The 14,184-nt window shown below is 74.1% G+C and carries 13 protein-coding genes; 7 read left to right on the forward strand and 6 right to left on the reverse strand.

Translation table 11 applies throughout. From position 1 onward, the window contains the following. Positions 1–6: 6 nt before the first annotated feature. The 5 genes from ACE101_RS23870 to ACE101_RS23890 all read right to left on the reverse strand — a co-directional run bounded on the left by ACE101_RS23870 (position 7) and on the right by ACE101_RS23890 (position 5,905). A complete protein-coding gene (locus ACE101_RS23870) occupies positions 7–1,362 on the reverse strand; it encodes an OprO/OprP family phosphate-selective porin (protein WP_379134961.1) in 1,356 nt (451 codons plus the stop codon). 127 nt (positions 1,363–1,489) lie between these two features. Beyond that, complete coding sequence (locus tag ACE101_RS23875; protein WP_379134964.1) at positions 1,490–2,287, reverse strand: formylmethanofuran dehydrogenase subunit C; 798 nt, start codon at positions 2,285–2,287, stop codon at positions 1,490–1,492. Next, on the reverse strand, positions 2,284–3,219 hold the full coding sequence (gene fhcD, locus ACE101_RS23880; protein ID WP_379134967.1) for a formylmethanofuran--tetrahydromethanopterin N-formyltransferase: 936 nt from the start codon (positions 3,217–3,219) through the stop codon (positions 2,284–2,286). Before fhcD ends, ACE101_RS23875 begins: the two co-directional genes overlap by 4 nt. 2 nt (positions 3,220–3,221) lie before the next feature. Continuing rightward, positions 3,222–4,853: a formylmethanofuran dehydrogenase subunit A gene (locus ACE101_RS23885; protein WP_379134970.1), complete on the reverse strand. Its 1,632-nt coding sequence runs from the start codon at positions 4,851–4,853 to the stop codon at positions 3,222–3,224. Further along, positions 4,847–5,905, reverse strand: a complete 1,059-nt coding sequence (locus ACE101_RS23890; protein WP_379134973.1) for a formyltransferase — start codon at positions 5,903–5,905, stop codon at positions 4,847–4,849. Before ACE101_RS23890 ends, ACE101_RS23885 begins: the two co-directional genes overlap by 7 nt. Positions 5,906–6,354: 449 nt before the next feature. Between ACE101_RS23890 and ACE101_RS23895 the strand changes: the two genes are divergently transcribed. From ACE101_RS23895 to fae, 7 genes are all read left to right on the forward strand, one after another. Continuing rightward, positions 6,355–7,350: a beta-ribofuranosylaminobenzene 5'-phosphate synthase family protein gene (locus tag ACE101_RS23895; protein ID WP_379134976.1), complete on the forward strand. Its 996-nt coding sequence runs from the start codon at positions 6,355–6,357 to the stop codon at positions 7,348–7,350. A 179-nt stretch (positions 7,351–7,529) separates the two neighbouring features. Continuing rightward, on the forward strand, positions 7,530–8,423 hold the full coding sequence (locus ACE101_RS23900) for an NAD(P)-dependent methylenetetrahydromethanopterin dehydrogenase (protein WP_379134979.1): 894 nt from the start codon (positions 7,530–7,532) through the stop codon (positions 8,421–8,423). Between the two features lie 92 nt (positions 8,424–8,515). Continuing rightward, entirely contained in the window at positions 8,516–9,646 is a 1,131-nt protein-coding gene (locus ACE101_RS23905; RefSeq protein ID WP_379134982.1) for an ATP-grasp domain-containing protein, read from the forward strand. Next, entirely contained in the window at positions 9,643–10,617 is a 975-nt protein-coding gene (gene mch / locus ACE101_RS23910) for a methenyltetrahydromethanopterin cyclohydrolase (protein ID WP_379134985.1), read from the forward strand. Before ACE101_RS23905 ends, mch begins: the two co-directional genes overlap by 4 nt. Before the next feature lie 70 nt (positions 10,618–10,687). Further along, positions 10,688–11,605 carry an ATP-grasp domain-containing protein gene (locus tag ACE101_RS23915; RefSeq protein WP_379134988.1) on the forward strand — a complete coding sequence of 306 codons (918 nt, stop codon included), beginning with the start codon at positions 10,688–10,690 and terminating at the stop codon, positions 11,603–11,605. Positions 11,606–11,609: 4 nt separating this feature from the next. Next, positions 11,610–12,494, forward strand: a complete 885-nt coding sequence (locus ACE101_RS23920) for a triphosphoribosyl-dephospho-CoA synthase (RefSeq protein ID WP_379134991.1) — start codon at positions 11,610–11,612, stop codon at positions 12,492–12,494. Between the two features lie 213 nt (positions 12,495–12,707). Continuing rightward, a complete protein-coding gene (gene fae / locus ACE101_RS23925) occupies positions 12,708–13,223 on the forward strand; it encodes a formaldehyde-activating enzyme (RefSeq protein ID WP_379134994.1) in 516 nt (171 codons plus the stop codon). A gap of 236 nt (positions 13,224–13,459) precedes the next feature. Here fae and ACE101_RS23930 read toward each other — a convergent pair whose 3' ends face one another. Beyond that, a complete protein-coding gene (locus tag ACE101_RS23930; RefSeq protein WP_379134997.1) occupies positions 13,460–14,173 on the reverse strand; it encodes a HisA/HisF-related TIM barrel protein in 714 nt (237 codons plus the stop codon). Positions 14,174–14,184 lie beyond the last annotated feature (11 nt).

Here is a 14,184-nt window from a genome sequence, read left to right on the forward strand (position 1 = left end):
CGGGCTTCACCAGTAGAGCTGCACCCGGCCGATGAACACGTCCGCATCGATGGTCCGCCCGCCCTGGCTCGCGGCCGAAGGGGAGGTGCGGGAGCGGACGTAATCCGCCATCAGGCGCAGGTTCGGCTCCGGATACCAGTTCACGCCGAGGGTCAGGTCGCGCTCGATGCCGCCGCGCACGGAGCCGTCGTCGAGGTCGACGGCGCTCAACCGGGCCGAGACTTCGAACACCCCGGCGCCGCCGTTGCTGACCCGCTGCGCGTCCCCGACCTTGATGCCCTCGAAGATCGCGTAGGTGGTGCCGTATTTCGGCGTCAGCGCATAGGCGCGGTTGTCGCCGTTGAGGACGTAGCTCGCCTGCACGTAGCCGCCCTGGAAATCCAGGGGCGCGGCCCCGCCCCGGCGCTCGACCCGGGTGCGGATGTATTCCGCCTGCACCAGCAGCGGGCCGCCGCGATAGGCGGCCTCCAGGCCGACCCGGCCGATGCTCGCCGCGTCGCGGATGTCGCCCGTATCCACGAACCGGCGCGTGAACAGGAAGGCCTCCGAGCGCGAGGAGAGCTGCAAGGGCTCCTCGCCGGCCGGCAGGCCGCGATAACTGCCGGCCAGCCCCAGATGCAGCACCGTGCCGTCGCGGCGGATCGGCGCCCAGGTGGCACGCGCGGTGCCGGCGATGCCCTCGCTGCGCACCCCCGTATTGATGTTGCCGCCGAACACGCCCGCCACCACCGTCCAGTCGTCGCGGGCGTGGCCGAGCGCGAAGCCGAAGTTGCGGGCGGGCGCGAACGCGTCCGCGAGCGAGCGCTCGGTGAACAGGGTGTTGTTGTCGCTGATCAATTGGTCGAGGCTGAACGGCTCCTTGACGTTTCCGAGGGTGAGGATCGTGTCGGAGATGCCCTTCCAGGAGACCGCCGCGTCCTGGATCGGGCGCACCGGATCGTTGAAATCGTACTGGAAGGCGAATTCCCAGGTCTTGCCGAGGCTGAGAAAGCTCTCGATCCAGGCGCGGCGCACCGCCACGTTGTCGGCAAAGGGTTCGGGGAAGCCGGGCTGGCGGATGCCCGCCGCGCCGACATCGACCTGCAGCCGCCCGCCGATGCGGAAGGTGGCGGTATCGTCGGGGAAGCGCAGGGTGATGCCCTTCTCGCCGATGGTCAGCGTCTCGCCATAGGGCCCCGCCGGGCCCTCGGCCCAGACGGGACCTGCGGCGCGGGACTTCCCCTCACGGGGCTTTCCATCCCAAGACTTTCCGTCCCAAGGCTTTCCATCCCAGAACTTTTCTTGGGAGCGCGCCGGTCCGGGCGCCTGCCCGGCCAGGGCTGCGACGAGGCCCGCGGCGCACGCGATCGATCGACGGCCCATGTGCCGGCTCCCTGAACAGCGTCCCGCCGCACGGTAGCGGGGATGGGACGCCGAGGCTCGGTCTTTTGGGTGACAGTCTCACGACGAACATGCGTCGCGCCGCCGTCGCGGGAGGGCCTGGGGGACTTCAGCCGAGCGGGGTGAGCAATTCGCCCTTGCCGAGGGTCGCGAGGTCGCCGGAGCGGCGGGCGAGCCGCGCCCGGGCGAGGCCCGCGAAGCGCGCCGAGACCGGCTCCAGCGCCTTGGCGAGGAGGCGCAGGAACACGAGGTCCTGCGTGCCCGTCTCCACGAAGGTCGGCAGCAGGGCGCCGTGGCGTTCCACCAGCAGCGTGCCCCGGCGCATGCCGTAGCCCGGATGGTCGCCGACCGCCCCGGCGACGATGGTGCCGGCGATCATGCGCGCGCCGGCATGGTCGCCCGCCGCCTCGGCCACGATCAGCCCCGCGCGCATGCGGTCGCCGAGGCGCTCGCCCGCGCGCCCGCCGATCACCAGGGTCGCCCCGTCGAGGCCGCCCATGGCACCGTGCAGGGCCCCGCCCGCGCTCGCACCCGCATCGCCCGCGACCGCGATGGTGCCGCCCTTGGCCGCCGTGCCGGCGAAGGGCCCGGCCGCGCCGGAGACCCGGATCGCGCCGCCGGTCATGCCCTCGCCGAGGCGCTGGCCGACATCGCCCTCGACCACGACGGTGCCCCGCGCGAGGCCGGCACCGACCCGGTCGAGGCGGTCCGAGCCGCCCACGATGCGCAGGTCCTCCGTGCCGTCGAGCGACAGGGCGAAGCAATCGCCCAGCACCAGCCCCCGGCGGCTGGTGCCGATGGGCAGCCGCGCGGCCTCCGCCTCCGAGAGGCCGGCGAGGCGGGCCGGCGTGAGGCCGGAGAGGTCGAGCCGCTCGGGCGGCGCTTGGCGCAGGGTGAGGGTGCTCATGCCGCCGCCCCGTCGATGAGGTCCCGCAGGTGGAAGTGGTGGCGGCCGAGATTGCCGCCGTAATTGCCGGCCGTGACCGCGACGAGGCCGAGTTCGCCCCCGGCCCGGGTGGCGGCGTGGAGCGCCGCCCGCATGGAATGCGAGATCGCGCCCGCCGAGAGCCCGTCGATGACGATCTCCAGCACCACGTTGACCTCGGGGGGCAGGGCCGAGCCGGCCCGTCCCTTCAGGGTCGGGCAATAGGCGTCGTTGGTGGAGGCCATCATGCCCTTGGTGCGCGCGCCGACCTTGGAGCCCGAGCGCACGATGCCGCCCGGGAAGGGCAGGATCACGTCCGGCACGCCGCGCGCCGCCGCCACCGCGATCTCGGCCACCTTCAGGGTGTCGCCGAAGGCCCGGCCGAGGAACAGCAGGTTGCCGCCGCCCACCGCGCCCTCGATGGTCGGGACGGAATGCTCGCACAGGAACTCGCCGTCCATCACCGGCGTGCGCCAGAAGCGCCGTCCGCCGAAGCGCTTGGCCACGGCGAAACCGTCGCCGAACATCCGGATGGCGCCGCCGAGCTTGATCGCCTTGCCGCGGTTCGGGTCGTCCCAGGCGATGCCCGCATAGGCCGCGCTGCCCGGCGAGGTCAGCACGCATTGCCCGACGCGCTTGAGGAGCTGCGATTTCAGCCCGCCCGCATCGAAGCCGAACAGCAGCACCCGCACCCCGGGCCGCCCGTCCGGCGTCGCGTCGGGGCCGAGCACCGCGTCGATCCCCGCCTCGGCGCCGCAGCCGATCACGGAGGTGGCGAAGCCCGTCATGGTGGTGGCGGCGATCATCGCCCATTCGGGCGTCTCGGCGGTGAGCACGAGGGCCGTGCCCGCCATGTCGAAGGCCTCCGCGAAGGTGTCCTCGACCCGGATGCCGTTGAGAGTGAGGTCCGCCATCGTCAGCCCCGCACTGCCACCGGCTCGAAGGCGTCGCGCCCGGCGAAGGCCGCGTCCGGCACCGAGAAGGTGTCGAGCCCGGCCCCGAAACGGCCCTGCAGGTAGGAATCGGTGCGCCGCGCCATGCCCTGATCCGCCTCGACCGCGAGGCTGAGCGTGCGGCCGAAGCGCCGCGCCACCACGGTCCCGTCCTCCACGATCACCACCCCGTCCTTCAGCACCCGGTGGGCCGCGCCGAACATCGCCGTCCGGTCCGGCTGGTCGCGGTAGACCGCGACGTCCGCCCGCGCGCCGGGGCGCAGGTGCCCGCGGTCGGTCAGGCCGAGGAGCTTGGCGGGCCCGGAGCGGGTGAGCTGGGCGACCTCGCCGAAGCTGTACTCGCGGGTGAGCGCGTGGAGGCTGGAGCGCTCCGTCGCCACCTTCGGGTGGCCCGCGAGTTCGCGGTCGCGCGCCTCCTTGTCCATGAGCAGGTGCAGGATGCGCGGATAGGCGGTGAAGGGCCCGCCATTCGGGTGGTCGGTGGTCAGGATGGTGCGCTCGGGGTCGGGCGAGAGCAGCATCAGCTCGAGGCCGATGGCGAATTGCAGCGAGGAGGTCGGGCCGCGGTCGCGGTAGCGGAACGGCACGATGCCGCCGCCCTCGGCGTCCCCCGCATTCACGATCCACTTCTTCGGGTTCGCCCCCTTGCGGCCGGCGAACTGGCGCAGGATGTCGAGGGAGATGGTGCAGGTCTGCCCGAACACCACCTGGCCGACATCGAGGGTGGCGTTGGGATGGCGGCCCATCGCCTCGGCGATGCGGGCCGCCGCCGAGGTGAAGCCGCCGCCGAGCGGGTTCTGCGGATCCACCGCCGCATAGGCGTAGAACTGGGCGTGCGCGAAGTGGATGCGCCGCCCCTCCGCCGCCTCCAGCGTCTCGATGAAGCTGTCGTCGGCGCCCGGCAGGCCGAGATTGCTGCAATGGACGTGCAGCGGATGCGGCACGCCGATGCTCTCGACGGCGTTCAGCAGCCCGTCCAGGATCTGCCGCGAGGTGAGCCCGTAGGCCGGCACCGCGTCGTCGAGGGAGAAGCGCACCGCGCCGTCCTTGAAGGCCTCGGCGCCGCCCGCGTTGATCACCTTCACGCCGAGCGCCCGGGTGGTGGCGAGGTTGAGCGCCACGAGGTCGCGCACCGCGTTCGCCCCGGCCTTGTCGCGCAGGAGCTGGAGCAGGTGGTCGTCGTTGCCCATCACGCAGAGCCCGCCCCGGTCGAGGAGCGGGATGTCGGCGAGTTCGAGCTGGGTCGCCAGCGCGTTCACCGGCGGCATCGCCGGCTCGACGGCGGTGGTGTAGCCCATCCGCGCGTAGAGCGCGCCGATATCCGAGGCCGAGCCGTGCGGGTTCGCCGCGTCGGCGGATTCGGCGATGCCGAGTTCCGGCAGCAGCAGGCGCGACAGCACCACGTTGCCGCCCGCGATGTGCGAGTGGACCTCGACGCCCCCCGCCATCACCACGCAGCCGGCGGCGTCGATGGTCTGGTCGGGGGCGCGGTCCGGGGCCGCGACGATGCGGCCGTCCTCGATCCAGACGTCGCCGATGGCGTCGCGCCCGGCGGTCGGATCGACGACCCGGCCGCCGGCGATACGGGTCAGCATGAGGCGGAGCGCTCCTGAGCGGGCGTGAGGCGGTCGTGAAGGGCGTCGATCAGCGCGGCGGCCGCGGGCGCGGCCCCCGGCTTCGCGGCGGGATGCCAGGTGATCGCGGCGCGGCGGGGATGCCAGAGGGCGCCGCCTGCATCCTCGCCCGGAACCGCGACCGCAAGGACGATTTCGGCCTCGCTGCCGTCGGGGGCGCCGAGGAGGGCGATGCTCGGCACCGTGGCGAGCCAGCCGGGCCGCGGGGCCGGGAGGGAGCCGAGCCAGAGGGCGGCATCCGCCTCGCCGGCCTCGGCCAGGCGTGACGCAGCGAAGCGCCAGGGATCGTGCTCCGGATAACCGCGGCCGAAGCCGACCCGCGGTCCCTGCGCGGTGGTCCAGGCGGCGACCTGGGCGACGGCCCGCCCCTGATGCGGATCGGAGAGCGGCAGGGCGAAGACCCGCGTCGTCTCGTTCAGGTCCTTGACGAGGCCGTTCAGCATCTCGGCCCCGAGGCCGCCGATCTCGGCGGGATCGTAGAGGATCACGCCGTAGCGGGCGGCGCCGAGGCGCCCGGCGAGGTCGGAGAGGGGGGTCTCGCCCGCGATGCGCCCGGCCACGAGGGCGCGCAGCAGGCCGATCGCGGCCGGCAGCCCCGCCGCGCCCGCGGCGAAATCGGCGCCCTGCCCGGCGGCGAGGGACAGGATGGTGCGGCCCGATCCCGCGGCGCGGCCGCGGCTCGGGCCCGATGCCGCGAGATCGGCGAGGATCGCCGCCTCGGCGGCGCGGTCGCCCAGCACCAGGACGAGATCGGCCCGGCCCACCGCCTCGGCGGGGGTGGTGGTCATGGCGCCGCCCGCGGCGAGCGCGCCGAGATCCGCGTAGAGCCCGTCCGACGAGACCGTATCGAGGGAAGCGCCGATGCTCCGCGCGAGCCGGAAGGCGGCCTGCACCGCCGCCACGTCGGCGCTGAGCCCGGCCACCACCGGCGCGCGGGCGCGCCTCAGGAGGTCGGCCGCGGCGGCGAGCGCCGCGTCGGGATCCGTCGCTTGCCCTTTCACCCAGGCCGTCATCCGCCCTCGCATCCTTGGCCGGCCGGGCCGGCCCGCATGAAACCGGCCCGCACGAAACCGGCCCACGTGAAATCCGCCTCGGCGTTCGCCGCCGTTCCGTCGTGCGGAGGCCTGCGGCCGGGAGTACTCCCGAGGCCGCCCGAGACGTTTGCATCCCGGGCTCCCGGCAAGCAAGTCCCCCTGAAAGTCGGGGCGGATCACCCGAAAAATTTCTTGAAGGCCGGCGCGTTGCCCTCGGCCGCGGCGTTATGGGACAGTGTCGCATCGCCCCGCATCAACCCTTGCGCGTGCCCCTCCGATCGTGAGAACGGGCCTTCCGCGAGAGGCCGCGGGCTCAGGCAGGGGTACGGGTTGGCGGACGGGGCAGGCAGTCGGCAGGCTCGCGGGGGAGCGCCCACGCGAACCCGCCTCGCGCATCGGCTTGACGCAGGTTCTTGACGGAAAACCGCATGGCACTTTTCCGAAACCTGCTTGAGCAGGGGCTCGTGCGGGTGCGCGCACCGGCCCGGCTGCATTTCGGCTTCCTCGATCTGCACGGTGGCCTCGGCCGGCGCTTCGGCAGCATCGGCGTCGCCGTGGACGCCCCCGGCATCGACCTCACGGTCGCCCCCGCCGAGACCCTGAGCGTGGCGGGGGAGGGGCCGGGCATCGCCGCGGAGCACGAGCGCGTGCGGACCGCCGCCATCGCCGCCGCACGCCAGCTCGGCGTGCCGGCCTCCGGCGCCTTCCACCTCGATGCGGTGATCCCCGCCCATGCGGGCTTCGGCTCGGGGACGCAGCTCGCGCTCAGCGTCGCAGCGGGGCTCGCGGCGCTCCACGGGGCGCCCTTCGCGCCCGCGGATTTCGCCGCCGCCCTCGACCGCGGCAACCGCTCGGGCGTCGGGCTCGCGGCCTTCGTCGCCGGCGGCCTGATCGTCGATGGTGGGCGCGACGGCAGCGACGCCGCCCCGCCCATCGTCTCGCGCCTGCCCTATCCGGAGGCGTGGCGCATCGTGCTGCTGCTCGATCCCGCCGGCACCGGCGTGCACGGGGCGCAGGAGCGTCACGCCTTCCGGGACCTGCCGCGCTTCCCCGCGGGCGAGGCGGCGGAGATCTGCCGCATCGTGCTGATGCAGGTGCTGCCCGCCGCCGTCGCGGGGGCGATCGAGCCCTTCGGCCGCGGCATCACCGAGATCCAGCGGCGCATCGGCGACTATTTCGCCCCCTACCAGGGCGGGCGCTACGCCAGCCGCGCGGTGGCGGCGGCGCTCGCCGACATCGAGGCCCTCGGCATCGGCGGGTTCGGCCAGAGCTCCTGGGGACCGACCGGCTTCGCCCTCGTCGGCTCGGAGGCGGAGGCCGCGGCCCTGGCCGCGCGGCTGCGCACGAACCACCCGGATCTCGCGATCGTCGTCGCCCGCGGGCGCAACCACGGCGCCTCGGTCACCCGCGAGCCGGCCACCTGATTCCGCCGGACCATGGTCGGGGTCCGAACCGGCGGTAAAACGTCTATCAAGGACCGCCGCGGCACGATGCCGGGACGCGCCTTCCGGGACGATCGGGCTTCGCTCCCGTATCCCGGAGGACCATGATTGATCATCCGTCCACGGGGCCCCCGGGCGGATGACGTGAGGAGACCCGCGCCATGGCCCGCTCGATCCTGCACATGCTGACGCCCCTCAAGCACATGAGCCCGTTCGACGTGAACATGGCGGTGGATGCGGGCTTCGAGGTGGTGACGACCTATACGGGCGTGAGCCTGGGGGAGGTCGGGCCGCTGGTGCAGGATTCGATCTTCTCCCGCGCGCCCCAGGACGGGGTGCGCACCGGGATCTTCATCGCGGGCAAGAACGCCGAGGACGCCCTCGACATGGTCGACCGGGCGCGCAAGGCCTTCGTGCCTCCCTTCGTGAACCACATCTTCGCCGATCCGGCCGGCTCCTTCACCACGGGGGCGGCGATGGTGGCGCAGGTGCACAAGGCCCTGCGCGACCGCTTCGGCGCCGGGCTCCAGGGCCAGCGCATCGTGATCTTCGGCGGCGCGGGCGTCGTCGCCTACGTGGCGGCGGTGATCGGCGCCATCGAGGGCGCCCGCCCGGTGATCGTCGGCCATGACGGGCAGGAGCGGGTGAGCAAGATCGCCGCGACCATGAAGTGGCGCTTCGACATCGACGTCGAGGCGGTGGACGGCTCCAGCGGCGAGGCGCGCCGCGCCGCCATCGTGGACGCGGACGTGATCCTCTCGGCGGGCCCGGCCGGGGTGGCGATCCTCTCGGCCGAGGATCTCGGCCACGCCCCGAAGCTGAAGGTCGCCTCCGACGTGAACGCCGTGCCGCCGGCCGGGATCGCGGGCATCGACGTGCATGCGGACGGGGTCCCGCTGCCCAGCGGGCGCGGCGTCGGCATCGGCGCGCTCGCGGTCGGCGACGTGAAGTACAAGACCCAGGCCGGCCTGTTGCGCCGCATGCTGGAGGCCACCGAGCCCCTCTGCCTCGACTTCCGCGACGCCTACCGGCTCGCGGTGGAGATCGCGGGCTGAGGGCGGAAGGGCCCGGAGCGTGTCCCCGCATCCGCCCCCGCGATGACTTCATGACGCCGCCCCCATGACCCCGCCCCCATGACCCCGCCCCCATGACGCGCCCCGGCGGCGCGATCCTGATCGCCGCGCAGTCCGGGCGCGCGCTCGCGGCGGCGGCGCGGCGGGCGGGCCTGCGCCCCTTCGTGGCCGACCTGTTCGGGGATGCCGACACCCGGGCCCTCGCCGCGGGCTACCGGCAGGTGCCGGGCCGCTTCGGCGCCGGGCCGGGCGGGCGGGCCGTGCTCGCGGCCCTCGACGCCCTCGCGGCCGAGGCGGGCCCGAGCCTCGGGGTGGTGCTCGGCAGCGGCTTCGAGGGCTCGCCCGCCCTGATGCGGGCCATCGCGGCGCGCCACCGCCTCATCGGCGCCGCGCCCGATACCGTCGCGGCCCTCAAGGATCCGCCGGGCCTCGCCGCCCTCTGCACGCGGCTCGCCATCCCGCACCCGCCCCTCAGCCTCGATCCGGTGCCGGATCCCGAGAACTGGCTCCTCAAGCGCCGGGGCGCCTCGGGCGGCGGCCATATCCGGCCGGCCGGGCCGGGACCCGTGCCCCGGGGCGCCTCTCTCCAGCGCCGGATGCCCGGCCGCGCGCAGTCCCTGAACTTTCTCGCCGACGGACGCCGGATCCTCGTCCTCGCCGACACCGCCCAATGGTCCGCCCCGGCCCCGGGACGGCCCTTCCGCTACGCGGGCGCCGTCGATCCGGGCGGGATGCCGGAGGGCGTGCGGGCGGCCGCGACGGCGGCCGTCGCCGCGCTCGCGGAGGCGACGGGGCTGCGGGGCCTCGCCAGCGCCGACCTCCTCGTCGACGGGTCCGACTGGTGGTTCCTCGAGATCAACCCGCGCCCCGGCGCCACCCTGGACGTGCTCGACCGCCGGGCCGAACCGCTCCTCCTCCGCCACATCGACGCGGCGGGCGGCCGGCTCGGGCCGACCCTGGCCCTTCCTCCAGATGCGGCCGCCACCGAGATCTGTTACGCCGCCGAGGCCATAGCACCGGTGCCGCCCCTGGCTTGGCCGGACTTCGTGATGGACCGGCCGCTCGCCGGCAGCCGGATCCCCGCCGGGGGGCCGATCTGCACGGTGCGGGCCGCCGGGCCGGATGCCGAGGCCGCCCGGACCGGGGTTCGGGCGCGAACGGGGGCCGTGCGGGCCCTATTCACCGCGAGGGAGACCGTCCCATGAGTTCCACCATCGTCCGCCCGAGCGTGAACGCCGTGGCCTCCCCCCTGGTCGAGGCCCTGGTGGCCGATGCGGCCAAGCTCCGCCTCGCCGTCTCGGCCAATCGCGGCGAGGCGCGCCTCGTCGATGCCGGGGCGAGCGCCCTCGGCTCGATCGAGGCCGGGCGCCGCATCGCCGAGATCTGCCTCGGGGGCCTGGGCACCGTGACCATCGCGCCGACCGGCCCGCTGACCGCCTGGCCCTTCACGGTGACGGTCCACAGCACCGATCCGGTGCTCGCCTGCCTCGGCAGCCAGTATGCGGGCTGGAGCCTCGCGGACGAGGGCGGTGATTCCGGCTTCTTCGCCCTGGGCTCCGGCCCCGGCCGGGCCGCGGCGGCGGTGGAGCACCTGTTCGAGGAGCTGCACTACAAGGACAACGCGGTGCAGATCGCCCTGGTGCTCGAATCCGCGAGCGCCCCGCCGGCCTCCGTGGTCGCCAAGGTGGCCGAGGCCGCGGGCGTGCGGCCCGAGGCCGTCACCTTCATCTACGCGCCGACCCAGAGCCTCGCCGGCTCGACCCAGGTGGTGGCGCGCGTGCTGGAGGTGGCCCTGCACAAGGCCCACTCGGTCGGCTTCGACCTCGCCCGCATCGTCGACGGCATCGGCGCCGCCCCCCTGAGCCCGCCCCACCCGGACTTCGTGCAGGCCATGGGCCGCACCAACGACGCCATCATCTATGGCGGGCGGGTGCAGCTCTTCGTGGATGCGGAGGATGCGGAGGCCAAGGGCCTCGCCGAGGCGCTGCCGAGCACGACCTCCCGCGACCACGGCGCGCCCTTCGCGGAGATCTTCGCCCGCTTCAAGGGCGACTTCTACGCCATCGACTCGCATCTCTTCAGCCCGGCCGAGGTGGTGGTGACCTCGGTCCGCACCGGCCACAGCCATCGCGCCGGCCGGCTGGTGCCGGAGCTGGTCGAGCGCTCCTTCGCGTGACGCGTCCCGCGCGGGATCCCCTCGCCCGAGAGCGGAGCCCGCGCCATCCCCCAAACCCGGAGATCCCCCGATGCGCATCGGGCTCGCGGCCGATAACGGCGCGTGGCACAAGGGCCGCCTGCAGGCGGCGCTGACCCGGCTCGGGGCCGAGCCGATGCTGTTCTCGCTCGCCGAGGTCACCGTCGAGACCGGCGCTCCCGAGCCCCTGCGCGTGCCGGGCTTCGGCGATGCCCTGCCGGACGGCGTCCTCCTGCGCACCATCGCGGGGGGCACCTTCGAGGCCACGACGATGCGGCTCGGCGTGCTGCATGCCCTCGTGGCCGCCGGCACGGTGGTGTGGAACAGCCCCACCGCCATCGAGCGCTCGGTGGACAAGGCCGCGACCAGCCTGCTCCTCGCCCGCCACCGCGTGCCGACCCCCGAGACCTTCGTTCTCTCCCGGCGCGAGGCCGCCGCCGCTCTCGTCGCGCGCGAGGCCGGGCCGGGACGCCCGCTCGTGCTCAAGCCCCTGTTCGGCTCGCAGGGCGAGGGCCTCCAGCTCATCGAGCGGCCCGACGAATTGCCGCCGGAGGAACTCGTCGGCCGCGTCTACTATCTCCAGCGCTACATCGCCCGCCGGGACGGGGCGTGGCAGGATTACCGGGTCTTCGTCTGCGACGGGCGGGCGGTGGCCGGGATGATCCGCCAGGGCGACGGCTGGATCACCAACGTCCACCGGGGCGGCCGGCCGCTGCCCTGGGGCGTGCCGCCCCGCGCCGCGGACCTCGCCGAGGCGGCGGCCCGGGCGGTGGGCGTCGACTACACGGGCGTCGACCTCGTGGAGGACGGGGAGGGCGGCTTCATGGTGCTGGAGGTCAACAGCATGCCGGCCTGGTCGGGGCTGCAGCAGGTGACCGACACCGACATCGCCGAAACCGTGGCGCGCGGCTTCCTCGCCGCCGTCCGGGCGCGTACCGCGCCGGCGCCGCGCCTCGTGGCGCAGGGGTGAGGCCGTGACGGCGCCGGCGGCGATCGCGGCGGCCTATCTCGCCGCCTGCCGGGCCGAACTCGCGGCGCTCAAGCCCGGCAACGTCCACGTCTTCGCCGAAGGCCACCGCATGACCCTGGCGGATTTCGAGACCAGCGCCGCGGTCTCCGCCGGGCCGCTCACCGCACCGGGCCGCCGGGTCGGCGAGCGGGCGGAGGCGGCCGTCGCGGCCACCATGGTGGCGGTGGGGCAGAACACCAATCTCGGCATCGTGCTCCTCTGCGCCCCCCTCGCGGCGGCGGCCGAGCAACCGCCCCCCCTGCGCTCGGCCCTCGACCGGGTGCTGGCCGGGCTCGACGCGGCGGATGCCCGGGGCGTCTTCGCGGCGATCCGGCGCGCCAATCCGGGCGGGCTCGGCCGCGCCGCCCGCCACGACGTGACGCAGGCCGCGGCGCCCCCGCCGCTCCTCGCCGCGATGGCGGAGGCGGCCGACCGCGACCGCATCGCCCGCGCCTACGTGACCGGGTTCGCGGACCTGTTCGAGATCGGCCTGCCGGCCCTCGACCGCGCCCGCGCGCAGGGGCTTACGGCGCCCTGGACCGCGACCGCGATCCACCTCGCCTTCCTGACGGCCTTCCCGGACAGCCACATCGCCCGCAAGTTCGGGCTCGATCGCGCCGAGGCGGTGCGGGCCGAGGCGCAGGCGGCGCTCGGCGCCCTCGTCCTCGGCGAGCCCGCCACCGCCGCTCTCCTCGCCCACGACCGGCGCCTCAAGGAGGCCGGGCTGAACCCCGGCACCAGCGCGGACCTCACCGTCGCGACGCTGTTCCTGGACGCGCTGCGACGCTTCGAGTTCGATCAAGTTCCCCCAGGTAAAGACCGAGGGAAAGCAACCTGCCAAAAAGTCTAAATCCCTTACCCGGCAATGCCTTTCTTATCGACCAAAATGGCATCGCTCCACGAAGTTGGCGGCTTGTTCGCCGTTCGGCACCGCTGTAGGGTCCGCCGCGCTATCCGGGAACCGGTTCGGCTGCTTAGCCGGACGCCGCAACAAGGATGGCGCGCTTCCAGCCGTGCCTGTTTCGTGGGCGGCTCATCTTTTGACTCCTGGGAGAAACCCCGCATGGCGAAGATCAACAAGGTGCTGGTGGGCGAGGCCCTCGTCGGCGACGGCAACGAGGTCGCTCACATCGACCTGCTCATCGGGCCGCGCGGCAGCGCCGCCGAGACCGCCTTCTGCAACAGCCTCACCAACAACAAGCACGGCTTCACCAGCCTGCTCGCCGTGGTGGCGCCGAACCTGCCGTGCAAGCCGAACACGCTGCTGTTCAACAAGGTCACGATCAACGACGCCCGCCAGGCGGTGCAGATGTTCGGCCCGGCCCAGCACGCGGTCGCCAAGGCCGTGCAGGACTGCGTCGCCGAGGGCATCATCCCGGCCGACGAGGCCGACGACCTCTACATCCTGGTCGGCGTGTTCATCCACTGGGAAGCCGCGGACGACGCGAAGATCGAGAAGTACAACTACGAGGCCACGAAGCTGTCGATCGAGCGCGCCATCAAGGGCACGCCGACCGCCGCCGAGGTCACCGCGCAGTACAAGAGCGCGCAGCACCCCTTCGCCGCCAACGTTTCCTAGACAGGAAACCGTCCGGAGCAGCGCGCGGCTCCTCCGCCGCCCCCACCGCCTCCGCCGAAGGGGCTGTTCCAGCGACTGGCTTCCATCTTCCTCGGACGTTGATGGTTCTCGGGAGGGCTTCGGCCCTCCCGTTTTCGTTGGGGCTGCCGTCCGTCGTCGCAACCACGGCCGGATCCGCCCCCGCACCTTCGCGGGGGTCCGGCCGACGCGTCATCGGGCGCGTCGGCGTTCCGGTCCTATGCGTCCCGGTGCTCCGGACGCAGCCGCCCGTCATGGAGCGCGCTCGCGACCAGGATGCCGGCCACCCCCGCGTCCCGCAAGGCCGCCAGATCCTCCGGCCCCCGCAGGCCCCCGGCCGCGTAGAGCCGGGCCGCGGGCGCCCGCGCCCGCACCGCGGACAACCCCGCCAGATCCGGCCCGGCCCCGCTCCCGACGCGGCCGAGCGCCATCACGATGATCTCGGAGGGCCAGGCGGAGGGATCCTCGTGCAGGGAGGCGGGGCCGAGGGCCGCGCCGTCCCGGCTGTCGAGGGAGAGGATGGCGCGGTCGCCGAGCCGGCGCACCAGAGCCGCGTCGGTCTGGCTCTCGCTGCCGATCACCGGGCGGCCGAGCCCGGCGGCGAGGAAGGCCTCCACGCCCGCGGCGCTGGCGAAGCCCGCATCGACCCACAGCTCCACGCCCGGCGCGGCCGCCGCGATGGCCCGCAGCGCCGCCGCATCCGGCGGCACGCCATCCATGATCGCGTCGAGATCCGCCACGTAGAGCCGGCGCGACGGCCACGCGGCGAGGAGGCCCCGCGCCACCGCGGCGGGCTCGGGGCTCGGGCTCAGCGGCGTGACGATGGGGGCGTAGGCATGGCGCTCGCCCGCCTTCGCCCGCACCACGAGGCCGTGACGAAGGTCGAGGACCGGAATGACCGCGACCGGGCTTGCGCCGTCCCCGATGCTCATGCCACCCGGGC

The organism is Methylobacterium carpenticola (assembly GCF_042748905.1).
Taxonomy (GTDB): domain Bacteria; phylum Pseudomonadota; class Alphaproteobacteria; order Rhizobiales; family Beijerinckiaceae; genus Methylobacterium; species Methylobacterium carpenticola.